Annotated in this window: 25 protein-coding genes; 20 read left to right on the top strand and 5 right to left on the bottom strand. The window is 51.9% G+C overall.

Annotation, left to right across the window (positions count from 1 at the left end):
- Window positions 1-17: 17 nt before the first annotated feature.
- From purM to ACT53C_RS06380, 8 genes are all read left to right on the top strand, one after another.
- Window positions 18-1,064 (top strand): phosphoribosylformylglycinamidine cyclo-ligase, encoded by a 1,047-nt coding sequence (purM, locus tag ACT53C_RS06415; RefSeq protein ID WP_379073382.1) that lies wholly within the window; start codon window positions 18-20, stop codon window positions 1,062-1,064.
- Entirely contained in the window at window positions 1,064-1,765 is a 702-nt protein-coding gene (locus ACT53C_RS06410) for a DUF3108 domain-containing protein (protein ID WP_476145309.1), read from the top strand. Before purM ends, ACT53C_RS06410 begins: the two co-directional genes overlap by 1 nt.
- Before the next feature lie 25 nt (window positions 1,766-1,790).
- A complete protein-coding gene (locus tag ACT53C_RS06405) occupies window positions 1,791-2,885 on the top strand; it encodes a DUF3108 domain-containing protein (protein ID WP_476145308.1) in 1,095 nt (364 codons plus the stop codon).
- Window positions 2,886-2,924: 39 nt separating this feature from the next.
- Window positions 2,925-4,202: an RsmB/NOP family class I SAM-dependent RNA methyltransferase gene (locus ACT53C_RS06400; RefSeq protein ID WP_476145307.1), complete on the top strand. Its 1,278-nt coding sequence runs from the start codon at window positions 2,925-2,927 to the stop codon at window positions 4,200-4,202.
- A gap of 178 nt (window positions 4,203-4,380) precedes the next feature.
- On the top strand, window positions 4,381-5,607 hold the full coding sequence (locus ACT53C_RS06395; protein ID WP_476145306.1) for a dicarboxylate/amino acid:cation symporter: 1,227 nt from the start codon (window positions 4,381-4,383) through the stop codon (window positions 5,605-5,607).
- A gap of 4 nt (window positions 5,608-5,611) precedes the next feature.
- Window positions 5,612-6,148 carry a GNAT family N-acetyltransferase gene (locus tag ACT53C_RS06390; RefSeq protein ID WP_476145305.1) on the top strand — a complete coding sequence of 179 codons (537 nt, stop codon included), beginning with the start codon at window positions 5,612-5,614 and terminating at the stop codon, window positions 6,146-6,148.
- A gap of 269 nt (window positions 6,149-6,417) precedes the next feature.
- Window positions 6,418-7,032 carry a DMT family transporter gene (locus tag ACT53C_RS06385; protein WP_476145304.1) on the top strand — a complete coding sequence of 205 codons (615 nt, stop codon included), beginning with the start codon at window positions 6,418-6,420 and terminating at the stop codon, window positions 7,030-7,032.
- Window positions 7,010-7,336 carry an EamA family transporter gene (locus ACT53C_RS06380; protein WP_476145303.1) on the top strand — a complete coding sequence of 109 codons (327 nt, stop codon included), beginning with the start codon at window positions 7,010-7,012 and terminating at the stop codon, window positions 7,334-7,336. The genes ACT53C_RS06385 and ACT53C_RS06380 overlap by 23 nt, the downstream gene beginning before the upstream one ends.
- Here the strand turns inward: ACT53C_RS06380 and ampD are convergent.
- Entirely contained in the window at window positions 7,333-7,890 is a 558-nt protein-coding gene (ampD, locus tag ACT53C_RS06375) for a 1,6-anhydro-N-acetylmuramyl-L-alanine amidase AmpD (RefSeq protein WP_476145302.1), read from the bottom strand. The two genes, ACT53C_RS06380 and ampD, sit on opposite strands and share 4 nt — an antisense overlap.
- Before the next feature lie 126 nt (window positions 7,891-8,016).
- Between ampD and ACT53C_RS06370 the strand changes: the two genes are divergently transcribed.
- Window positions 8,017-9,027, top strand: a complete 1,011-nt coding sequence (locus ACT53C_RS06370; protein ID WP_476145301.1) for a sodium:calcium antiporter — start codon at window positions 8,017-8,019, stop codon at window positions 9,025-9,027.
- A gap of 45 nt (window positions 9,028-9,072) precedes the next feature.
- Here ACT53C_RS06370 and ACT53C_RS06365 read toward each other — a convergent pair whose 3' ends face one another.
- Window positions 9,073-10,563: a sigma-54-dependent transcriptional regulator gene (locus tag ACT53C_RS06365; protein ID WP_476145300.1), complete on the bottom strand. Its 1,491-nt coding sequence runs from the start codon at window positions 10,561-10,563 to the stop codon at window positions 9,073-9,075.
- Window positions 10,564-12,156 (bottom strand): two-component system sensor histidine kinase NtrB, encoded by a 1,593-nt coding sequence (locus tag ACT53C_RS06360; protein ID WP_476145299.1) that lies wholly within the window; start codon window positions 12,154-12,156, stop codon window positions 10,564-10,566.
- A gap of 318 nt (window positions 12,157-12,474) precedes the next feature.
- Between ACT53C_RS06360 and ACT53C_RS06355 the strand changes: the two genes are divergently transcribed.
- The 3 genes from ACT53C_RS06355 to ACT53C_RS06345 all read left to right on the top strand — a co-directional run bounded on the left by ACT53C_RS06355 (window position 12,475) and on the right by ACT53C_RS06345 (window position 13,999).
- Window positions 12,475-13,050, top strand: a complete 576-nt coding sequence (locus ACT53C_RS06355; protein ID WP_275356485.1) for an RNA polymerase sigma factor — start codon at window positions 12,475-12,477, stop codon at window positions 13,048-13,050.
- A 3-nt stretch (window positions 13,051-13,053) separates the two neighbouring features.
- Complete coding sequence (locus ACT53C_RS06350; protein WP_194749808.1) at window positions 13,054-13,425, top strand: DUF3619 family protein; 372 nt, start codon at window positions 13,054-13,056, stop codon at window positions 13,423-13,425.
- A 172-nt stretch (window positions 13,426-13,597) separates the two neighbouring features.
- A complete protein-coding gene (locus tag ACT53C_RS06345) occupies window positions 13,598-13,999 on the top strand; it encodes a DUF3106 domain-containing protein (RefSeq protein ID WP_379073753.1) in 402 nt (133 codons plus the stop codon).
- 57 nt (window positions 14,000-14,056) lie between these two features.
- Here ACT53C_RS06345 and pbpG read toward each other — a convergent pair whose 3' ends face one another.
- Window positions 14,057-15,139, bottom strand: coding sequence for a D-alanyl-D-alanine endopeptidase (pbpG, locus tag ACT53C_RS06340; protein WP_194749810.1), 1,083 nt, complete (start codon window positions 15,137-15,139; stop codon window positions 14,057-14,059).
- Between the two features lie 214 nt (window positions 15,140-15,353).
- On the opposite strand from pbpG, the gene ACT53C_RS06335 reads away from it, so the two are divergent.
- Entirely contained in the window at window positions 15,354-15,725 is a 372-nt protein-coding gene (locus ACT53C_RS06335; RefSeq protein WP_476145298.1) for a glycine cleavage system protein H, read from the top strand.
- A gap of 26 nt (window positions 15,726-15,751) precedes the next feature.
- On the opposite strand, the gene ACT53C_RS06330 is transcribed toward ACT53C_RS06335, so the two are convergent.
- Complete coding sequence (locus ACT53C_RS06330) at window positions 15,752-15,946, bottom strand: hypothetical protein (RefSeq protein ID WP_194749812.1); 195 nt, start codon at window positions 15,944-15,946, stop codon at window positions 15,752-15,754.
- Between the two features lie 126 nt (window positions 15,947-16,072).
- Between ACT53C_RS06330 and ACT53C_RS06325 the strand changes: the two genes are divergently transcribed.
- The 7 genes from ACT53C_RS06325 to ACT53C_RS06295 all read left to right on the top strand — a co-directional run bounded on the left by ACT53C_RS06325 (window position 16,073) and on the right by ACT53C_RS06295 (window position 21,297).
- Entirely contained in the window at window positions 16,073-16,339 is a 267-nt protein-coding gene (locus ACT53C_RS06325) for an FmdB family zinc ribbon protein (RefSeq protein ID WP_476145297.1), read from the top strand.
- Between the two features lie 10 nt (window positions 16,340-16,349).
- Window positions 16,350-16,949 (top strand): DUF502 domain-containing protein, encoded by a 600-nt coding sequence (locus ACT53C_RS06320; RefSeq protein ID WP_275356490.1) that lies wholly within the window; start codon window positions 16,350-16,352, stop codon window positions 16,947-16,949.
- A 33-nt stretch (window positions 16,950-16,982) separates the two neighbouring features.
- A complete protein-coding gene (gene aspS, locus ACT53C_RS06315; RefSeq protein ID WP_194749815.1) occupies window positions 16,983-18,773 on the top strand; it encodes an aspartate--tRNA ligase in 1,791 nt (596 codons plus the stop codon).
- Window positions 18,774-18,864: 91 nt separating this feature from the next.
- Complete coding sequence (locus tag ACT53C_RS06310) at window positions 18,865-19,386, top strand: adenine phosphoribosyltransferase (RefSeq protein WP_476145296.1); 522 nt, start codon at window positions 18,865-18,867, stop codon at window positions 19,384-19,386.
- Window positions 19,387-19,447: 61 nt separating this feature from the next.
- Window positions 19,448-19,876 (top strand): VOC family protein, encoded by a 429-nt coding sequence (locus ACT53C_RS06305; RefSeq protein WP_275356493.1) that lies wholly within the window; start codon window positions 19,448-19,450, stop codon window positions 19,874-19,876.
- Between the two features lie 96 nt (window positions 19,877-19,972).
- The gene (locus ACT53C_RS06300) at window positions 19,973-20,761 is read left to right on the top strand and encodes a quinoprotein dehydrogenase-associated SoxYZ-like carrier (protein WP_476145295.1); all 789 of its coding nucleotides are present in this window, start codon (window positions 19,973-19,975) and stop codon (window positions 20,759-20,761) included.
- A 116-nt stretch (window positions 20,762-20,877) separates the two neighbouring features.
- A complete protein-coding gene (locus ACT53C_RS06295) occupies window positions 20,878-21,297 on the top strand; it encodes a secondary thiamine-phosphate synthase enzyme YjbQ (protein ID WP_194749819.1) in 420 nt (139 codons plus the stop codon).
- Window positions 21,298-21,350 lie beyond the last annotated feature (53 nt).

Genomic DNA, 21,350 nt, shown 5'->3' with positions numbered 1-21,350 from the left:
AAAGAAACGAGAGTATCTTGACGACTTCTTCTGATAAAACTTCCATTACCTACCGCGATGCCGGTGTAGACATTGAGGCGGGCGATGCCCTGGTCGAACAAATCAAGCCCTTTGCCAAGCGCACGCTGCGTCCTGAAGTCATGGGCGGGATAGGTGGGTTTGGGTCATTGTTTGCCATGCCAAAAAAATTCAAGGAGCCTGTGCTGGTTTCGGGCACTGACGGCGTGGGGACCAAGCTTAAATTGGCATTTCAGTTGAACAAGCATGACACTGTGGGTATAGACCTGGTGGCCATGAGTGTGAACGATATTCTGGTGCAAGGCGCCGAGCCGCTATTTTTCCTCGATTATTTTGCCTGTGGCAAACTCGAAGTCGGCACCGCTGCAGCCGTGATCAAAGGCATTGCGCAAGGGTGTGAAGAGTCTGGTTGTGCGCTGGTGGGCGGTGAAACCGCGGAAATGCCTGGCATGTATCCTGCTGGTGAATATGATTTGGCTGGCTTTGCTGTTGGCTGTGTCGATAAAGCCAATATTATTGACGGTTCTACCATTCGTGCCGGTGATGTGGTGCTGGGCCTGGCTTCCAGTGGCGCGCACTCCAATGGCTACTCCTTGATCCGCAAACTGATCGAAACATCCGGGATTGATATGGAGTCAGATTTCCATGGCCGCAAATTCAAAGATGTGGTGATGGCACCGACCAAGCTGTATGTGAAGTCTATTCTCAAATTGCTGGAAACTTTGCCAGTCAAAGGCATGGCGCATATTACGGGTGGCGGTATCACCGAAAATATCCCGCGCGTGTTGCCTGAAGGTCTGACTGCAGAAATCCAGAAAGCCAGCTGGACGTTGCCACCCTTGTTCCAATGGTTGCAGGCACAAGGCAATATCGAACCGATTGAAATGTACCGCACGTTTAACTGCGGTATTGGCATGGCCGTGATTGTGGCGGCAGAGCACGCAGACCAGGCGCAAGACGTGCTGGCCTCCGCAGGAGAGACGGTTTACCGGATTGGTCAGATTCGCGCACAGCAAACGGGCGAAGCCCCAACCGTGGTGGTGTAATGGCTGGCATGCAGCGTTTTTGCCGCCATCTAGCGTTCTGTCTGGCGATTGCAGGCTTGTTGGCCGCACCGTGCTTGTCTGCTGCGCCCAAGCAACTGACCGTCACCTATGATTTGCTGCAGCAAGGCGTCAGTATTGGCACCATCAAAGATCAGCTCAATGTCTCCGCAGGGCGTTACGAGATTAATTCCCTGGCGGAAGGTAAAGGCATTTACAAGCTGATGGGTGAGCGTACACTCTCCAGTCAAGGCCAGGTTATCTCGAATGCTTTACGTCCGGCACATTTTGAGTCACGCCAGTCCAAGCATCCGAATAAAGCCTTGATCAGTGAATTTGACTGGGCGAAAAAAATCCTCAATATGCAAATCAAAGACGAGCAGGAAACCGTGCCGTTGACCAAAAACGTACAGGATTTGCTAAGTGTGATGTATTGCTGGATGTGGCAGCCCCCTAAAGGTAAACAAATCAGCCTGGACGTGGCAAATGGTAAAAAACTCTCGCCCCACGCCTTTGTGATCACCGAAGAAAAAACACCGCTTGTCACCGAGGCAGGGACGTTTAATGTGATCAAACTGGCGGATACCGAGGGTGAGAAAACGTTATACCTGGCCAAAGAAAAAGGCTATCTGCCAGTCAAGCTGATTGTGCAAGATGATGGCAAACAGATGGAGCAGGTGATCACCAGCATCACCGGCCAGTGATGCTGTCAATGCTGGGAACGTAAACATGCCAGCGTCAAGGTTACGAGAAAAGATCACGCAGCATTTTTCGTGGCCGTTGTTTCTCGCTTTCTGTGTTTCTTTGGTGCTGCATGTGCTGGCGTTGAGTGAGGTCAATTGGCGGAGCTGGTTACCGGCAGAAGCGGAACAGCCAGCGCGATTGCAAGCACGCCTTGTGTTGCCCACCAAGTCCGCGCCAGTCGCTTCCAAGGTTGAGGCGCAGGCCTCTCGCCCTGCGCCTGCGGCGAAAAAGCGCTCTTCCGCGCAGCCACTTTCAGAACCGGCGACTGATCAGGTTGATCGTGTCGCGCCGGATGCTTCAAGCGGGTCATCCTCAGCAGATGTGAGTCAGTCAGCTCAGGATGCGCCTGCTGTGCCTGAGGCTGAGGCGGTGTCAGAACAAATTGCCGAGTGGCATGCCAGTGATCATCCAGAGGCAACGGACGATGAGCGGCCTGCCCCGCCATATCGCCATGTGCTGACCGAGTATGCGGTGTATGTGAATGGCGAGTCGCGCCCGGCCGGCAGTGCCAGCATTGAATATGTGCGCGAGACTGCAGAAAGTTATTCCTTACGCTGGCTGGTTGAGGGCAAGGGGCTGCTAAAATTGTTGTACCCCTCGCTTGAACAGCAAAGTCGCGGTGAAGTGGGGCCCGCTGGGCTCAGGCCTAGCTATTACCGTTATGCGTTTGGTAGCCGTGAAAGCAAAACCTATGAGGCGACCTTTAACTGGGCGATCGGTGAATTGACCCTCAAAACCAGCAAGGGTGAGCAAAAGCGCGAGTTGCCCGCCAATACGCAAGACATCCTGAGTTTTATGTATCAGTTTATGTTTGTACCGCCGCTGCAAGAAATGCGCGTGACATTAACCAATGGCCGTCGGCTGGGCGAATATGAGTATGTGTTTGAAGGCGAGGAGACGCTGGAGATTGCCGAGCAGTCTGTGCCTACACTGCATATTGCGCACACCCGTGGTGACACAGATGAAAAAGTGGAATTATGGCTGGCCAGCGGCTATCGCTATGTGCCGGTTAAAATCAAAAAGCTCGAGAAAAACGGCATGGTGATTGAGCAAGTGGCCACGCGCTTGATCGCCGAATAACGCAACTATTGCAACTATCGTAAGTATTGAAAGAACCTGATGAACCAATCCCTGATGCGCCAGACGGCGATGCTGTTAAACGACCTGCTGAAATTTGAAAGTCCGGCCGATGCCAAGCTCGGCGAATTTTTCCGTCAGCATCGCGAGCTGGGCACCAAAGACCGTGCTTGGGTGGCTGAAACCGCCTACGGCGTCTTACGCCGCTATCGTTATTTGCGTGAAGTGAGTGTCAGCGAGCCAGATGAACAAGAAGACACACGCAAGCTCATTATCGCCTTGCTGCTTAAAATAGAGGGCAAAAGCATCCGTGACTTGGATGAGATGCTCGACGAGCGTCAAAAAGAATGGGCCGTCACCATCAAAGCCAAAAACAGTGAAGGCTTTGCGCCAGCAGTGCTGGCCGATGTGCGCGACTGGTTCTGGCAAAAGCTGGTTGAACAATATGGCGAGACAGAAGCCATGACCATCTGCCGCAGCATGTTTGAGCAAGCCAGTCTGGATTTGCGCGTCAACACCATCAAGGCCAGCCGTGAAGAAGTGCTGGCTCGAATGCTGGCTGAAAACACGGTTAAAGATAATGTGATCACGCCTACGCCATACTCCCCCGTCGGCATCCGTATGGGTTCGCGCCTCAATATCGGCAAACACATCCTGTTTACCGAAGGCAAAATCGAGGTGCAAGATGAAGGTAGCCAGTTGCTCAGCTATCTGGTTGCCCCCAAACGCGGCCAGATGGTGGCAGATTTGTGTGCAGGGGCAGGCGGGAAAACCCTGGCTCTTGGCGCACTCATGAAAAACACCGGTCGCCTCTATGCCTTTGATGTCTCGGAAAAACGCTTGAATAATCTCGGCCAGCGCCTCAAACGTAGCGGCTTATCCAACCTGCAAGCACAACTGATTAACAACGAAAACGACCTCAAACTCAAACGCCTCAACGGCAAGTTTGACCGCGTGCTGGTCGACGCCCCTTGTAGCGGTCTCGGCACCCTGCGCCGCAACCCGGATTTAAAATGGCGCCAAGCTGAAGAAGATGTGGCTGAACTGAATGTCAAACAAACCAACATCCTCGCCCGCGCCGCCAAGCTCTGCAAAGCCGGTGGCCGCGTGGTGTATGCGACCTGTAGCTTGTTACGTGAAGAGAATGAGGCCATCGCCGAAGCCTTTCTTGCTGTACACCCTGACTTCAAACTCATCCCTGCCAATGAAGTTTTAGCCCAGCAAAATATTGTGATGGATACAGGTGACTATCTGAAATTATTGCCTCATCTGCATGGCACGGATGGGTTTTTTGCGGCGGTGTTTGAAAAGTCTGCTTAATTGGCTAAGGCGTACCCACTGGCGGTACGCCAAGTGGTCTGCTAAGTTTAGGCCTTGCAATAAGGCTGTCTTAAGAGCTGGTTATGCATTAAGCCTATTCCCCTTTCAATGCTGTGATTACTCACCCGAGTTGCAGTATGATGTTTCCAAGCCATTGTTCCCTTAAAATGCCAAAAAAATGAAATTCCCCAGCCTCAACGTTCAAATATTCATTGCTGCCATTGGGGGTGTCTTTTTTGGCTGGTTGGCACATACGGGTGAACATGGTGTGGCGCTTCATGCGGCGAACTTAGTGGGTACTTTGTTCATTGATTTGTTGAAAATGGTGATGATCCCATTGGTGTTTTGCGCGATTGTGACTGGCATCGCCAATCTGCGCCAGCATCGTCAGATTGATGTGGTGTGGAAAACAACCTTGCTGTTTTTTGCTACCACGACCATCATCGCGGTGGTGATTGGGTTGACTGCGAGTCATCTTTTTAAACCGGGGGCAGGGCTGCATCTGGAAATGTTTTCGCATGCCATGCAGCAGTTTGAATCCAGGCAGATGAGCCTGCCCGAGTTTTCCACACAGTTTTTGCACGGCATATTCATGAATCCCTTCAAGGCGCTGGCCGAGGGTAATATTCTGGCGATTGTTGCTTATGCCATGTGTTTGGGCATTGCGCTGGTGATGGCGTCCGAGCGCTATCCGCAATGGCTGGCGTTGTTTGAAGAGGGCATGGGTCTAAGCATGCAGATGATTGGTTGGATCATGCGGCTGGCACCATGGGGGATTGCTGCACTGTTATTCAAGCTGGTCGCAACCCAGGATATGAGCCTGTTTACCTTTTTGACCAAGTTTATGCTGGTGGTGACCGGGACGACCTTGTTTCATGGCGTGATTGTTTTACCGGTCTTGTTGTTTCTGTTTACAGGCAAACATCCCGTGTGGTTTTTGCGGCAAGCCAGGGAGGCATTGGTGACGGCCTTTGCCACCAGTTCTAGCAATGCGACCATGCCGGTGACGATGCGGTGTGCGACGCAAAACATGCATGTGAAGCCTGAGATTGCCGGGTTTGTAGTGCCGCTAGGGGCAACCATGAATATGGATGGCACGGCCCTGTATGAGGCAGCAGCGGCCTTGTTTGTGGCGCAGTTAGCCGGGATTGATTTGTCGCTGGGGCAGCAGTTGGTGGTGTGTTTAACCACCATGATCGCGGCCATGGGGGCCCCGGGGATTCCCAGTGCGGGCATGGTGACCATGGTGATGGTGTTGCAAAGTGTAGGATTGCCGGCTGAAGCCATTGCCATTTTGTTGCCTATAGACCGCTTGCTCGATACCGTCCGTACTGCCGTCAATGTCGAGGGCGATATGATAGGCAGTTTGGTGGTGCAACATCGCATTGAAAAATTAGCACAATAAGGTCATGACTGAGTTAGTGATTAGACCTGCGCAAGCGCAGGAGGCCAATATCATCGCGGCACTGGTGAATCGTGCGTATCGCGGCGAGAGCAGCCGGGCAGGATGGACCACGGAGGCTGATTTGCTCGATGGCAAGCGTACCACGCCAGAGGAGGTGCTGAGTTTGCTCGCTAGGGATGATATCCAGATACTCACCGGTTGGGTGGCGTCACAATTGAGGGTGACGCTGTGTGCTGAATGGCATGCTGCACAGCAGACCGTGCATCTGGGCATGATTGCCGTAGAGCCGACTGCGCAGAACCGCGGGTATGGCAAAACAGTGATTCTGGCGGCTGAGCAATGGGCGGTGGAGCATTGGCAGGTGCGTGCCAGCCAAATGGCGGTTGTCAGTCTGCGGCAGGCATTAATCGCGTTTTATCAGCGGCTGGGTTATCAGCCGACCGGGGAGGTCAGGCCGTTTCCCTACCAGCCAGAGATGTGGCAGGCCAAGGTTGAAAACATGCAGCTGATCACCCTGCAAAAGCCGCTTGGCTTAAGTTGAGGCTATCGTGGCAATCACCCAACATCAGGCAATTGTCGTCTGTGTATCACAAGATGCTTGACCATTTTTGCCGATCCACGTAAATTGTCCAACCTTATGAACAAGCAATTTTTCTCAACTATTGTGTTGGCAATGCACCGAAAGGCATTGTGGCTGGTCGCCACAGCGTGCCGCGGTTGCTGCTTGTCGTAAATCTCATGCAACCGCGGGCTCTCCGCGGTTGATCTGTTGTTCCTCCCTCCCGGCGAGCCCTTTTATTTAGGGCACATATGAAAGACGCGACACACCCCTATTACGGTGCCATGTTGGTACTGTTATCCTCCGTGGCCTTTTCATCAAAAGCGATTATGGTCAAGCTGGCCTATGCCTATCATGTAGATGCAGCGACCTTGATCTCCTTGCGGATGGCGTTTGCTATTCCTTTCTTCGCTGCACTTGGCTGGTGGGCTATGCGCCAAGGCACGCCTGTGCGTATGGCGCGCCATGACTGGTGGAAGCTGGCATTGTTAGCGATGGCTGGTGGGTATGGGTCGATGTGGCTTAATTTTGAAGGCTTGCGTTATGTCTCTGCAGGGCTGGAACGAGTCATTTTATTCCTATACCCAACCTTGGTCGTTGTGATGAGTGCGATTTTTCTTAAACACCAGATTACCCGGCGTGAGTGGTTTGCCATGGTGACCAGCTATGCAGGTGTCGTGCTGGTGGTCTGGCATGATGTGGCGCTGGCGGGATTCGATTCTGCAGACACCTTGTATGGCGTTGGGCTGGTGTTACTTAGTGCGATTGTCTATGCCGGTTATTTACTGGTGAGCGGGCAACTGATTCCCAAGTTGGGGGGCCAGCCGCTTTACTGCGTTGACCATGGGTCTGGCCGCGCTCGCTAGCGCTACACATTTTGCCTGCAATGGTTCATACGAAAAGGTGGTCTCATTCCCGCAGGCCGTTTACTGGTTGGCTTTGTTGATGGCGCTGGTGGCGACTGTTCTACCTTCGATGTTGATGAATCTGGGCATCCAGCAATTGGGGAGCCGCAAAGTCTCGCTGATCAGTGCGATTGGTCCGGTCTCTACCATTTTGCTTGCTTACCTGTTCCTGGGCGAGCATCTGTCATGGGTACAGGGGCTGGGCACTCTGCTGGTGCTGGCCGGGGTGATGGCAGTGAGCCTGGATAAGGCTACGAAGGCTTAAGCATTCGTAGAGAGGCGCTGCCAGTCAAAAAACGGGCCGGGGTCGGTTTTGCGCCCCGGCGCAATGTCTGCGTGGCCGACAATATGCTGGATGGGATAGCGTTGCTGTAGCGCCTTGACCAAGGCTTGCAAGGTGACATATTGCGCATCTTCAAACGCCTCAATAGCACAGCCTTCCAGTTCAATGCCAACTGAAAAGTCGTTGCATCGTTCGCGGCCTTGCCATTGTGAAACGCCGGCATGCCATGCCCGCTGCGCGCAACTCACATACTGCAATAGCTCACCGGTTCGGCGGATCAGAAAATGTGAAGATACTCTGAGTTGCGCAATTTCTGCGTAGTAAGGGTGTTCGTCCGCATTCAGCCGGTTGGTGAATAACTGTGTAATGCCCTCGCCGCCATATTGTTGCGGTGGCAGGCTGATGTTGTGGATCACGATCATGTCGATGGCCGCATGCTCAGGCCGGTCGTCCTGATTGGGCGAGGTGATGATGCGCGCATGACTGGCAAAGCCAGCATGATCAATTTCTATCATGGGTGACAAATGACGTGACATACGAACATTGTAGGTGAATTTGACCGAATTGCGTTATGATTTCGCCCGCGTGCACACCTTTGGCATGCACATGCGGATCGGGCGGTGGACGCATGCAGGATTGATGACCGCCAGACAGGGACAGGTATGGTTTTTTTACAATTATTGCTGATGCTGGTGCTGATTTTAGTTGCCGCAGAGGTGTTTACCAACGCGCTGGAACATTTAGGGGAGCGCCTGGGGATTTCTGAAGGCGTGACCGGCTCAATTTTTGCGGCGGTGGGGACTGCGTTGCCAGAGACGCTGGTGCCATTGCTGGCGATTTTTTCGTATACGTCCTCCACGGGCGACAGCCATGCCGGCAATGACATCGGGGTGGGTGCGATTTTGGGTGCGCCCTTGATGCTGGCAACCTTATCCATCAGTTTGATGGCTTTTTCAGTCTTAAAGCGTCGTGGCGCACAGGGTCATATCCGTCCCGAGCGCACCGGCCTGATCCGTGATCTGAATTTCTTTATCCTGGCGTTTATCTTTGCCACGGTGGCGATGTTTATTCCACATACTATCCCTATGGTGCGTTATGGGATCAGTATCCTGATGATCCTGATCTACTTTGTCTATGTGCTGATGACCATCAAGGCGTCTAAAGGCCTGGTGGAGGAGGGGCATGCGACCGAAGCAGAGGATGTGATGATGCTGTCCAGAGTCGGCTTGCCAACCAATATGCTGACCATTTTGCTGCAATTGGTCCTTGGCCTGGCATTGCTCATCGTCGGTGCCAAAGGTTTTATTAACGAAGTGGAAACTGCCGCTGCCATTTTGGGCGTGTCAGCCTTGCTGCTGTCATTGCTCATTATCCCGATTGCCACCGAGCTGCCAGAAAAAGTGAACAGTATTTTGTGGATACGCAAAGGCAAAGACACGCTGGCGTTTGGCAATATTACTGGCGCCATGGTGTTTCAAGGCACGTTGTTACCTGCCATTGGCATTATGCTGACTGACTGGTCGCCACGGCAAGAAGTCGCGCTCGGCATCATCATCACTTTGCTGGCGGCCATCTGGGTGCGTTACCGCATTGCCAAGGGTGGTTTGCTGGTATGGCACCTGCTTGTCAACGGGTTGTTCTATCTGGCCTATCTGGCCTTTGTGTTAAGTTAAACTTGGCTTGATGAAAAAAGGCGACCATTTGGTCGCCTTTTTGTTTTACTCTTCGTCGCCGTCTGCCTCGTCCAGATCCGCGTCTTGCTCTTTCGACAGTCCTAGCTTGGATAAGCGGTAGCGCAAGGTACGGAAGCTGATGCCCAGTAATTTGGCCGCCGCAGTTTTATTGTTGTTGGTTTTCTCCAGGGCTTGCAGAATCGTGCGTTTTTCAATATCTTCCAGATAATCAGACAAGCTCACATCCATCGGTAACATGGTCCCGGGGGCCGTCGCGGGTGCGGCGCTGGCTGGCGGGGCCGCGTCAACCGCTTTCGCCACAGGTTCGTTGGCGCGTTCCAATACTGGCGCCTTCCAGGGCAACACCGGGCGATCACTGAGTTGCGCCGGCATGTCCTCCAGCGACAAGTCCTCTACCGTAATGGTCTGGCCATCGCATAGCGCCAGAGCACGTTCCAGCATGTTTTCCAGTTCACGGACATTGCCATGAAAGGGCAGTTGCTGAATAAACACTTTGGCATCATCGGCAATCAGCGGGATGTCTATGCCTTGTGTCTGGCACAACTTGGCCAACAAGCGCTCGGTCAGTTCAGGAATATCTTCAGGGCGTTCACGCAAGGCCGGCATTTTGAGCTGAATCACATTGAGTCGGTAATACAAATCCTGCCGGAATTCGCCTTTTTCCATCATGGCATTGAGGTTTTTGTGCGTGGCAGAAATAATGCGTACATCCACGGCCTCTTCAATGGTGCTCCCCACCACGCGGACTTTTTTCTCCTGAATCGCGCGCAGCAGTTTCACTTGCATGGCCAGCGGCAGGTCGGCGACTTCATCCAGAAACAAGGTGCCCCCACTGGCGGCCTGAAACAGGCCTTGCGTATCCTGAACGGCGCCGGTAAAAGCCCCTTTTTTATAGCCAAAAAATTCGCTTTCCATCAGGTTCTCGGGGATGGCACCACAGTTGACCGCCACAAATGACTGATCCTTGCGAGCGCTGTTCTGGTGGATGAGACGTGCGGCCAGCTCCTTACCACTGCCAGATTCCCCGCTGATGTAAACAGGAGCCTGGCTACGTGCCAGCTTGGCAATCATGGTCCTGACATAGCCCATGGCCGGAGACGCCCCAATCAAATCGACGGTATTGGCTCCTTGAGATTCTTTTTGCGAGGAAAGCTTGAGCGCAGACTCGACTAATGGCCGCAACTGTTTGAGTGAAATCGGTTTGGTGATGTAGTCGTAGGCCCCGGCCTTGAGCGCAGAAACCGCATTTTCTGCACTGCCATAAGCCGTAATTACCGCGACGGGCAGCCCCGGAAATTGTGCATTGATGTGCTGTACCAGTTCCAGACCCAAGCCATCCGGCAGGCGCATATCGGTTAGGCACAAGTCATAGCTGAAAGACTGCAGCATATGTTTTGCATCTGTGACGGTACTGGCGCTCTCGGCCTGTATGCCCATACGTTCCAGTGTCAGGACGACCAGTTCGCGAATATCGGTTTCGTCATCAACTACCAGACAACGATAAGTGTTTGCCATTTAAACAATTGCCTTTTTAACTGTCAGTGAAAATTGGGTGCCACCGGCCCCCGTGGTATAACTTAATTTTGCGCCATTGGCCTCAGCCAGCTCTCTTGCGATAAACAAGCCCAGCCCGGTCCCGGTTTTCTCCGTGGTCATGAACGGTTCGAACAAGTGGGGTTGAATTTTCGGGTCCACGCCTTGGCCATCGTCTTTGACCAGCAGGTGAATAAACTGTCCGCTTTTATCGCTCAAGACGCTCAGTTGCAGGCTTTGTGCCTGTTGCTGACTGTGCCGCCATCCATTTTTACACAGATTCCATAAAATCTGGTTGATGTGCCGACGATCAAAAATAATGCCGGTCTCTGCTGCAGGCAAACTGAGTGTGAAATCACTCAGGGCAATCTTTTCTACCGCACAAAACTGCTGATAAAACTCCAGCACAAAGCTGTTGATATTTAATTTTTCCTGATTGGTGCGGTCGCGCCGGTTCAATTCCAGTACATCCTTGATGATCTGATCCAGCCGCTGCACGTTGTCAGAAATAATTTGCAGCATGCGCTGCGTGCCAGGCTGCTGCGAGTCTTCTTGCATGAGTTGCGTCGCATGGCTAATCGCACTCAGCGGATTGCGGATTTCGTGCGCGATATTCGCTGTCAGCCTGCCCAGTGCTGCCAGTTTTACCTGGTGGGCCTGGGTTTGTATTTGTGACCAGTCCTCAATAAAAATCACCACACCATTGTCTGCATTCTCTGAAATGGCGTGAAAGCGGATACCGAGGTCGCGATTGTTGATACTGAGCTTGGTGGCATCTGGCGAGGCCAGTTTGGCCGAGGACGTCGTACGCAATAATTGCATGATTGCCGGAATCAGTTGCTCCACCGGGGTGGAGAGTTCCAGCGCTGCTAGCATTTGTGATTCTTCCAACCCCAGCAGCTTGCAGGCTTGCAGGTTGTAGTGTTTGAGCTGCTGGTGCTGGTCTATCACCAGCACCCCGTTAGGCATTTCTTGCGTGATCAGGGCGTTAGTTTTGGCTAAATGTTCAATATCACGCCCACGCTGGCTGGCCAGCTTTTCACTGCTTTGCATGCGTGCAGTCAGCGTTTGTGCCAGCCAGGCCGTGGCAAAGCAACTCAATGACAACAGCACTGCATTGCTGTAATCGTTCATGGGCACGTTGCGGTTTAACAGCTGAAAAGTGTTCTCGAGCAGAATGCCTATGGTGGCAATGGCCGCATAAAACATGGCAAAGCGGCCATCGCTGATCAGCCCGGCAAAGATGATATTGATGATGAGCAGCAACCCAATCGCACTCTGGTTGCCAGGTAAAAAATGCAGCATGAGCACGATAAAAACAATGTCGAGGCTAGTCTGGATCTTGACGGCTAGCCCTTGCTTGCATTGCAGGGACTCAAAGCTGACACTGACAGCAATCGCGTATAAAAAGAATAGCAGCAATGCCCAAAAGGTGAGCGAGGGTTCTGCCGGGGCATTGCGAAAAAATGGCCACAACTGGCTGCCAAACAACATGCCCGAGGCTCCGAGCCTGAAGAGCGTGTACAGGCGCAAGTGCTGGATATCAGGGGTTCTTTCAATCGTGCTGATCATCATAAGTCGCACGCAGAAAAAACGCAGGGTTGCCGAGCGGCGGCTTGCACTACTTGGCAATTTACTGGATAAGGCATAAACATTATTTTTTAATTGTGAGCATAAATAGTGTGCTTTTGCTATTGAGCTTGTGGCCGTTATCACGTGGCAATTCGCAGGCTTATTCTAACAGTAATTAAATTTAAAACTGATATACTCCCTGTCAGAGGGAGATAAAACCGTGCATATTTGTTTTAGACGGATAAACACTCACAACAATGTCGCAAAAATGGCACCTTTGTCAGCATGAGAAACTGACGATCGCGGGAATGGGAATTTGTAGTGGCGAGTGCGCAAGAACTATCGGATTTTTTACGCCAGGTTGAAAAACGGGCCTTCAGGCAAACGGCGTATGCGGTGCGTGACGATCATGCCGCACTGGATATTGTGCAGGATGCCATGATGAAGCTGGCTGAAAAATACGCCAGCAAGCCGATTGAAGAATATCCATTGTTGTTTCAGCGCATTTTGCAAAATACCATGCGCGACTACTGGCGGCGGCAGAAAGTGCGCAACTTGTGGACCAGTCTGTTTTCGTCACTCGGTTCGCAAGAGGATGAAGACTATGACCCACTTGAAACGATAGAGGTGGAAACCCAGGAAGGGGATCCTGCCGAGCAACTCGAGCGGTCACAAGTGATGCGCCTGATTGAAAAAGCCCTGGCAAAATTACCGGCACGTCAACGGGAAGCCTTCGTCCTGCGTTATTGGGAGGAATTAGACGTTGCTGAAACAGCGTCGGTGATGGGATGTTCAGAAGGAAGTGTTAAAACGCACTGCTCCAGAGCAGTCAGTGCGTTATCAACGTTAATGGAGCAGGCCGGCATTGGTCGCCGGAAACTGCCAAACAAGGAGTAAGGCATGAGGATACAACGTCACGTGGATGATGACTTGCCCACCCCTCTGCGCGAAGGGGTGCAGGCACTCAAGCAGGATGATCGGCCGCTGTCTGCCGCAGTACAAGACCGGTTGGCGAAGGCCCGTCAGGCTGCTTTGGCGCAACATGCAGCTGCGCATCAGGCCCGTTCCGGTTGGTCGGATGTGTTGTCATGGGCTTCATGGGGGCATCCCCGTGTCGCTGGGATGGCCGCGTTCTCTATCTTTTTTGCGGTGGGCTTGATGTTTATCTCTAACAGCCAGAATGATGATGCGCTGTTGCTCAGCGATGATATGCCTGTCGAGGCATTTGTCGATAACGGGTTTGCTGCCTGGCAGTATTCAGAAGATATTTGATGGCGCTTTGGGTAGGGTTGTGCGCCGGGCGATACAAAATGCTTTCATGGAATAATGAGAAATGATACGAAATCATTCTTTGTGGATAGGGTGGATATTCTGTTTCGGCACTTCGTTGCCGAGTTTTGTGGCTGCAGAAGCGTTCCCGGGCGAGGCCGCTGCCTCGAGCGTGATGGCGATGGCCGATATCGGGGCGATCAAGAATGACCTGGCCCCGGCCGATCCTGCGGCCAATGTGACTTGGGCACAGTTGACGGAACAGCAGAAAACCGTGTTGGCGCCTTTGGCCAGTGAGTGGGATAGCTTGCGGCCCTGGCAGCGTGAAAAAATGCTCGATATTGCCAAGGAGTATCCAAAAATGGATGCGCAGAAGCAGCAGCGCATCCAGCATCAACTGGTGAAATGGAGCCGCATGACGCCATACGAGCGCGAGAATGCGCGCAAACGTTACCAGCAGTTTCAAAGCTTGAGTCCCGAGAAAAAAGAAGCTTTGCGCAAACAGTGGCAGCAGCACAAGCAAAAATCGGCGATCAGTGAAGGTTATGATCCTGAGTTTGATGGCGCAGAGCATTAAACTTTCTCTCATAAAAAAGGCCCGCTGGATGCGGGCCTTTTTTATGAGAGTTCAGGATTAGTTGGCTTCTTCATTCAGAGACTTGCTCATCGACAGGCCGGTCAGCACAATGCCGGAGCCTGCACTCTGGGAGGTCAGGGTGCTGTAGTTGTGTTCCATCCATTTTTTGATGCGTTTGGCATCGCCAATTCGGGTCAATTTACCAACGGAGTCCAGCAACACCATGATGAGCGGTTCACCCGCAATGGTTGCCTGCATTACCAGGCAGCGGCCTGCTTCACTGATATACCCTGTTTTGGAGAGGCCAATTTCCCAGCTGCTGTTGGAGCTGTCACGCACCAAGGCATTGGTATTGTGAAAGTGTATCGGCTGGCGTCTGCTATTCACATATAAGTCGTAGTCAGACGTCGTCGTAATCTGGCGTATTAATGGGTACTGATACGCGGCGTGAACCATCTTGGCCAAGTCCATGGCGGTTGAGACATTGTTGCTGGTCAGGCCGGTGGAGTCTTCAAAATGCGTATTCATCATGCCCAGGCTGGCTGCTTTGGCGTTCATTTCCTGGATAAAACGGGCCTTACCACCTGGATAGTGCGTTGCCAGCGCAGAAGCTGCACGGTTTTCGGAGGCAATCAAAGCCAGGTTCAACAGGTCGGCACGTGTCATGGTGGTGCCGACTGGCAGGCGTGAAGAAGTGCCTTTCAGGTAGTCAACGTCCATTTCAGTAATGGATACTTCTTCATTCAGGTTAAGTTTTGCATCCAGCACGACCATGGCAGTCATGAGTTTGGTGACGGAGGCAATCGGTGTCGGCGTATCGAGGTTTTTGGAGTAAATGATCTCGTGCGTGTTCTGGTTCATCACCAGCGCCTTGGTTGAGGCGATGGACAAATTGCCATTGTTGAGCGATTTGCCTTGGAACGAATCAAACATCTCGGCATCGACTGTCGGTCGCGCCGCTTTTCTGGCATGCGAGTGTAATTTCACCGGGCGCATCCCTTTGGTTTTTTCAGGGTTAACGCGGTACTGTGAAGAAACGCGCGCGCTGTATTTTTTACTTTTGCTCGCAGAAACGGTTTGTTTCTTGGAGGATGATTTGGCAATGGCTTGACCCGCAGGTGCAAAAGCAATTGAACACATTAGTAAAACTTTAAAACAGTGCTTGTAAAAACTCATAATCAACCTTCCTGAAACCCGCCTCATTATTGCCCAGTAATTATTCAGCGTCAATCACTTATCGCAATTTTTTCGTGTGAAAAGTTAAGCAATTTTCTTGCCTGTCTGAATAAGTTTTGGCGCGTTGTTCAGACTATGGCACAATAATTATCTACTAAACTTTTGATTTTTAAATTCTATGTCAGCAGGCTTGAAATACTTCTTTTCCAAAGACCACACCTGGGCAGCGCAAGGCGAAGATGGATTATGGCTGGTTGGGATTACTGACTACGCCCAAAATATGCTGGGGGATGTGGTGTTTGTCGACCCGCCCAAAGTTGGGCAGTCTGTTGAGCAAGGGGTGGTGTGCGGTCTGATTGAGTCAGTCAAAACCGGTTCTGATCTCTATGCGCCCTTGACTGGGGTCGTGGACGCCGTCAATGAACAGGCGTTATCTTCACCTGAGTGTATTAATGATCATCCCTATGACACCTGGTTGTTCAAGCTGGCAGCGACTGCCAGTGGTGCAGAAGCGTTGCTTGATCAATCAGCTTATGAGTCTCAGCTGTAGTGTTTGATTGTTTGGCTGTGGGCTGCTTAGTCCGCCTGTTTGATCCTGAGCGGGCGCTTGGTGGCTGCCAATTCGGCTGGCGTGAGGGCGGCCACTTTCACTGTGTCGGCTTTTTGATCTAGCGATAACATGGTGTGATGGATGTTCAAATCGCGGCTGGCTAAGCTCAGAAAAAATAGTGCGATCAGGCTAAGGGGTATTTTAAGTGACAGTGATTGCATGGCGGGTTCCTTAAAGTCTTTTTAATTCAAATACATCGCGCTGCTTTTTATGATTTGTAACGCGAATCGGGTATAATTTGTCTTTGTTCAGTTTTTAAGCAAGTTATCTTTCGGTTGACGTTCAAAATGCCTATCTACGATTTTCAATGTACCGCCTGTGGTTACCAGCAAGAGTTGATGCGTAAGGTCTCTGCGCCTGCAGTGGAGGCTTGTCCGCAATGCCAGCAGCAAACCTTTAGCAAGCAAGTGTCGGCGCCCAATTTTCAGCTGACCGGCAGTGGCTGGTATGCCACCGATTTCAAAAATAACCAGTCAGCCAAGAGCAGTTCTACGTCTGAATCTGCCAGTGCCGGAGATACTGCCAAGTGCTCACCAGGTTGCGCCTGCCACTAAAAAGACAAGCATGAAAAAATACTTTATTACAGGGTTGTTGGTACTGGTTCCATTGTTCATTACGGTGTGGGTGCTAAAAACTTTAGTGCAAACGCTGGACCAGAGTCTGCTGCTGTTGCCCGCCGCCTGGCGGCCAGAAGCCTGGCTGGGCGTAGATATTCCAGGCTTTGGCGTGATTCTGACCGTGGGCATTATTTTGGCGACCGGCCTGGTAGCGACCAACATTTTTGGTCAGCAACTGATTGTGTTATGGGAAGGCTTGCTGGTCCGCGTGCCTGTGGTCAAGTCTATTTATTCCAGCGTCAAGCAAGTGTCAGATACCTTGTTTTCTGACTCCGGTAACGCATTCCGCCAGGCATTGTTGATTCAGTACCCACGGCAGGGCGTCTGGACCATCGCTTTTTTAACCGGCACGCCGGGTGGCGATGTGAGCAAGCACTTGCAGGGAGAATATGTCAGTGTGTATGTGCCGACCACGCCTAATCCGACCTCAGGATTCTTTTTGATGCTGCCCAAGGCGGATGTGATTGAGCTGGATATGAGCGTAGATCAGGCCTTGAAATACATCATCAGCATGGGTACAGTGGCGCCCTTGCCTAAACAACATTAACCGCAACACCACTTTAAACTTTATAAAATTATTATGATGCGTACACATTACTGCGGTCACTTGAACCGCGAACATATTGGACAAACCGTGACCCTGTGTGGCTGGGCTCACCGTCGTCGCGACCACGGGGGGGTGATTTTTATTGATTTGCGGGACCGCGAAGGTCTGGCGCAAATCGTGATTGACCCGGATACCAAAGACGCATTTGCCATCGCAGAAACCGTACGTAATGAATTTGTGTTGCGTGTGGTCTGTAAAGTGCGTGCCCGTCCTGAAGGCACAGTGAATCCCAACCTGCCAACCGGCGAAGTGGAAATGCTGGCGACAGAGATCGAAGTACTGAATGCTTCACTGACACCGCCGTTCATGCTGGATGACGACAACCTGACCGAGACCGTTCGTTTGGAACATCGCTATATCGATCTTCGCCGCCCGGCCATGCAGAAAAACCTCATGTTGCGTTACAAAGTGGCGAAAAACCTGCGTGACTACCTCGATGAAAATGGCTTTATCGAAGTTGAAACGCCGATGCTGACCCGTTCGACGCCAGAAGGCGCACGTGATTACCTGGTGCCTTCACGCGTACACCACGGCATGTTTTTTGCACTGCCACAATCGCCGCAGCTATTCAAACAATTGCTGATGGTGTCCGGTTTTGACCGTTACTTCCAGATCACCAAATGTTTCCGTGACGAAGACCTGCGCGCAGACCGTCAGCCAGAATTTACCCAGGTGGATATTGAAACTTCTTTCCTGGAAGAAAACGACATCATGGACATCGTCGAAGAGATGATTCGTCGCATGATGAAAAAGGTGCAGGACATCGACCTGCCCGCCAAATTCCCGCGCATGCCCTTCTCTGAGGCCATGAACAAATATGGTTCTGACAAGCCTGATATGCGCGTGACACTGGAAATCACTGAGCTCACCGATGTGATGAAGGATGTGGATTTTAAAGTGTTTGCCGGTGCTGCCAATATGGCCGGTGGCCGCGTGGCTGCGATTCGCGTGCCTAACGGTGCGGCCATCAGCCGCTCTGAGATTGATGCCTATACCGAATTCGTCAAAATTTATGGCGCCAAAGGTCTGGCTTACATCAAGATCAACGACATCACCAAACTGAACGAAGAAGGTCTGCAAAGCCCGATTGTGAAGAACATTCACGTCAATGCCTTGCAAGCCGTGCTTGAGCGCACGGGTGCTCAAAACGGGGACATCGTATTCTTTGGCGCGGATAAAGCCAAGATCGTCAATGAAGCCCTGGGCGCGCTACGCACCAAGGTTGGCCATGAAAAAGGCCATGTCGATGGTCGTCAGTGGGCGCCATTGTGGGTGGTGGATTTCCCGATGTTTGAGCACGACGAAGATGCAGACCGTTGGGTCGCCTTGCATCACCCGTTTACTGCACCGAAAGATGGTCATGAAGACCTGTTGGTCAGCAATCCAGGCGCTTGCTTGTCTAAAGCGTATGACATGGTGCTCAACGGTTGGGAAGTGGGTGGTGGTTCCGTGCGTATCCACAAGCAAGAGGTGCAGTCCAAGGTGTTTGATGCATTGAAGATCAGCAAGGAAGAAGCGCAAGAGAAATTTGGCTTCTTGCTGGATGCACTGCAATACGGTGCGCCACCGCATGGCGGCTTGGCATTTGGTCTGGATCGTTTGGTTACCCTGATGGCTGGCGCCGAATCAATCCGTGATGTGATTGCCTTCCCGAAAACCCAGCGCGCACAATGTCTGATGACCAATGCGCCTAACGAGGTGGACGAGAAGCAATTGCGTGAATTGCATATTCGCGTACGTCAGCAAAACGCTGCTGGCAGCTAACATGCGGGCGACTTGCCACGAGATTGTTGCAGGTCTCTGTTTTGTGATCAACGCGCCCAGACGGGCGCGTTTTTTATTGGATGTTTAGAGTATGTTGTCACTGATACGCACGATTCCCGATTACCCAAAACCCGGCATTCAGTTTCGGGATATCACGCCTTTGTTGCAGGATAAGCAGGGGTTTGCAGCGGTGCTGGATGCGCTGGAAGCACATTGTTCCCAGATGCCGGTAGATAAGGTGGTCGCCGTGGAGGCGCGGGGCTTTATTATTGGCGCAGCATTGGCTGCACGCCTGGGAGCAGGCTTTGTGCCTGTGCGCAAACCGGGCAAATTGCCAGCGCAGACCATCAAGCAGTCTTACAGTCTCGAATATGGCACCGATACACTGGAGCTTCATGCCGATGCGATTCAGGCAAATGAGCGCATTTTGCTGGTGGATGATCTGATCGCTACCGGTGGCACCGCACTGGCCGCGGTCGCGTTGATTCGGCAGCTGGGCGGGCTGGTAACGCAGGCTGCTTTTATCATTGATCTGCCCGATTTGGGCGGGATGCAACATTTAGCCAATGCTGGCGTCCAAGGCTTTGCCTTGTATCAATTTGAGGGCGATTAAGTTTTGTACTATAGTGGCCGACTTGCATGCCACTTAACACACGGGACCTCACAGGATTACTATGCCACTGACCGAAATCAATCATGTCAATTTTCGCTCTGACCGCGAAACCATGCACAAACTGCGCGATTTTTATTGCGAGGTGCTTGGGCTGACGGTGGGCAAGCGGGTGGCGAGTACCACCTATGGCTATTGGCTGTATATCGGTGATAACGATGTGATTCATCTGGCCGAGTACAAAACGGCAGAAGCGCCGCAGTTGCATGTGCATGGCACCTATGACCATGTTTCATTCACCTGCACAGACATGCCTGCCATGGAGGCGCACTTGCAGGCGCACGGCATCACTTACACCACGCGCATCTTGGCCAATGGGGTTCGCCAGATCAACTTGCGGGATCCGGCCGGTAATGGCGTGGAGCTGAATTTTGAAGAGTACCGTGACCCGGCGTATGTGATGCGGCCATCTGGCGACCCGAGCAAAATGTGAGGGTCAATGTGATGCGTATCACATATTGTATTTGTCAAAGCATAAGAAAATCCTTTTCATGCAATCTAAGATAAAAAATGGAAGATGGGGAATCGTATGAAAAAAACATGGATGATGATCGTAGGGGTGTTGGCTTTCTGTGCTGCAAGTGTGGTGCATGCAGAGGCGGATCCTAAGTTATGGTCAGTAGTGAAAGAGGCTTTTTTCCCCAAGCGGGAGATTCAGGAAGTTGACTTCCTGAAAGTGGAGGGGCCACGCCGCGCCGAGAGCGGCGCACAGGTGCCCGTCACTTTCATTTACGATAAGGCGGCGGCCAACGGCATCCAGTTAAAGAAACTGTATGTGATCGTCGATGCCAACCCGATACAATTGGCGTCCACTTATCATTTAACCGACAGCTTGAACGGCTTTCAGATGGCGACCCGTATTCGTCAGGAAACCGATTCTTATGTGCGCCTGATTGGTGAAACTGCAGATGGCAAGCTGTATATGGGTAAGCGCGAGATTCGTGCGGCGGGCGGCTGTGGCGGTACCGTCGATAATAATGAATCCGAAGTGCGGGCGGCGGCGGGCAAGATCAAAATGAGTGTGGATGCGCCAAAATTTGGCGAGCCCGCCACGGCCACGTTCAACATTAAACATGTGATGCGGACCGGCTTGCAGCGCGACCTGGTTTCACAAGGCTATGTGCCTGCATTTTATATCAACAAAACCACCTTTACCTACAACGGCAAGGAGTTGATGACAGTCGATGTCGGTGTGGGCACCAGTGAAGATCCTTACATGAAATTTAGTTTTATCCCCGATGCACCGGGCAAGCTCGAAGTGGTCGCCACGGATAATGAAGGCAAGACGTTTAGCCAGAGCCTGGATGTCCATAGTTAATCGTGATGCATGCATAAAAAGGTCTCTCAGGAGGCCTTTTTTATTTGCGCTGCGTGGGCGCGTTTGGCCTGCTGACCGTCAATGTTAAAATAACATTATTTGGGGAAAGGGAAAGCATGAAAAGTTTTCGTAAAGAGCTGTGGTTTAACATTCCGGCACGCATGGATTTCAAGAATATCACCAGTGACGTGGTTGCGTGTGTGCGTGAAAGTGGCGTGCAAGAAGGTCTGGTGCTGATTAACGCCATGCATATTTCTGCCAGCGTGTTTATCAACGACGATGAGCGCGGCCTGCACCATGATTACAAAATATGGCTAGAAAAGTTGGCGCCCCACGAGCCGGTGAGTGGCTATCGCCATAACGATACTGGTGAGGATAATGCAGATGCGCATATCAAGCGCCAGATCATGGGCCGCGAAGTGGTGGTGGCGATTACTGAAGGCAAGCTGGATTTCGGCCCATGGGAACAGATTTTTTACGGTGAGTTTGATGGCCGCCGTAACAAGCGTGTACTGGTGAAAATTATCGGCGAATAAATGGCATTCGCTGCAAGTGATTGACCTATAAGCTTTTTTAATGGACTAAATTG

The sequence above is a fragment of the Methylophilus sp. DMC14 genome (genome assembly GCF_056314085.1).
Note: the sequence above shows the minus strand (reverse complement) of the source record. Positions and strands in the feature narration are given on the sequence as shown.

What these genes read in the sequence shown, in the direction of transcription:
- ACT53C_RS06410 (WP_476145309.1), top strand. Translation starts at nt 1,064, where the DNA reads ATGGCTGGCATGCAGCGTTTTTGCCGCCATCTAGCGTTCTGTCTGGCG.
- ACT53C_RS06405 (WP_476145308.1), top strand. Translation starts at nt 1,791, where the DNA reads ATGCCAGCGTCAAGGTTACGAGAAAAGATCACGCAGCATTTTTCGTGG.
- ACT53C_RS06400 (WP_476145307.1), top strand. Translation starts at nt 2,925, where the DNA reads ATGAACCAATCCCTGATGCGCCAGACGGCGATGCTGTTAAACGACCTG.
- ACT53C_RS06395 (WP_476145306.1), top strand. Translation starts at nt 4,381, where the DNA reads ATGAAATTCCCCAGCCTCAACGTTCAAATATTCATTGCTGCCATTGGG.
- ACT53C_RS06390 (WP_476145305.1), top strand. Translation starts at nt 5,612, where the DNA reads ATGACTGAGTTAGTGATTAGACCTGCGCAAGCGCAGGAGGCCAATATC.
- ACT53C_RS06385 (WP_476145304.1), top strand. Translation starts at nt 6,418, where the DNA reads ATGAAAGACGCGACACACCCCTATTACGGTGCCATGTTGGTACTGTTA.
- ACT53C_RS06380 (WP_476145303.1), top strand. Translation starts at nt 7,010, where the DNA reads ATGGGTCTGGCCGCGCTCGCTAGCGCTACACATTTTGCCTGCAATGGT.
- ampD (WP_476145302.1), bottom strand. Translation starts at nt 7,890, where the DNA reads ATGTCACGTCATTTGTCACCCATGATAGAAATTGATCATGCTGGCTTT.
- ACT53C_RS06370 (WP_476145301.1), top strand. Translation starts at nt 8,017, where the DNA reads ATGGTTTTTTTACAATTATTGCTGATGCTGGTGCTGATTTTAGTTGCC.
- ACT53C_RS06365 (WP_476145300.1), bottom strand. Translation starts at nt 10,563, where the DNA reads ATGGCAAACACTTATCGTTGTCTGGTAGTTGATGACGAAACCGATATT.
- ACT53C_RS06360 (WP_476145299.1), bottom strand. Translation starts at nt 12,156, where the DNA reads ATGATGATCAGCACGATTGAAAGAACCCCTGATATCCAGCACTTGCGC.
- ACT53C_RS06350 (WP_194749808.1), top strand. Translation starts at nt 13,054, where the DNA reads ATGAGGATACAACGTCACGTGGATGATGACTTGCCCACCCCTCTGCGC.
- ACT53C_RS06345 (WP_379073753.1), top strand. Translation starts at nt 13,598, where the DNA reads ATGGCGATGGCCGATATCGGGGCGATCAAGAATGACCTGGCCCCGGCC.
- pbpG (WP_194749810.1), bottom strand. Translation starts at nt 15,139, where the DNA reads ATGTGTTCAATTGCTTTTGCACCTGCGGGTCAAGCCATTGCCAAATCA.
- ACT53C_RS06335 (WP_476145298.1), top strand. Translation starts at nt 15,354, where the DNA reads ATGTCAGCAGGCTTGAAATACTTCTTTTCCAAAGACCACACCTGGGCA.
- ACT53C_RS06330 (WP_194749812.1), bottom strand. Translation starts at nt 15,946, where the DNA reads ATGCAATCACTGTCACTTAAAATACCCCTTAGCCTGATCGCACTATTT.
- ACT53C_RS06325 (WP_476145297.1), top strand. Translation starts at nt 16,073, where the DNA reads ATGCCTATCTACGATTTTCAATGTACCGCCTGTGGTTACCAGCAAGAG.
- ACT53C_RS06320 (WP_275356490.1), top strand. Translation starts at nt 16,350, where the DNA reads ATGAAAAAATACTTTATTACAGGGTTGTTGGTACTGGTTCCATTGTTC.
- aspS (WP_194749815.1), top strand. Translation starts at nt 16,983, where the DNA reads ATGATGCGTACACATTACTGCGGTCACTTGAACCGCGAACATATTGGA.
- ACT53C_RS06310 (WP_476145296.1), top strand. Translation starts at nt 18,865, where the DNA reads ATGTTGTCACTGATACGCACGATTCCCGATTACCCAAAACCCGGCATT.
- ACT53C_RS06305 (WP_275356493.1), top strand. Translation starts at nt 19,448, where the DNA reads ATGCCACTGACCGAAATCAATCATGTCAATTTTCGCTCTGACCGCGAA.
- ACT53C_RS06300 (WP_476145295.1), top strand. Translation starts at nt 19,973, where the DNA reads ATGAAAAAAACATGGATGATGATCGTAGGGGTGTTGGCTTTCTGTGCT.
- ACT53C_RS06295 (WP_194749819.1), top strand. Translation starts at nt 20,878, where the DNA reads ATGAAAAGTTTTCGTAAAGAGCTGTGGTTTAACATTCCGGCACGCATG.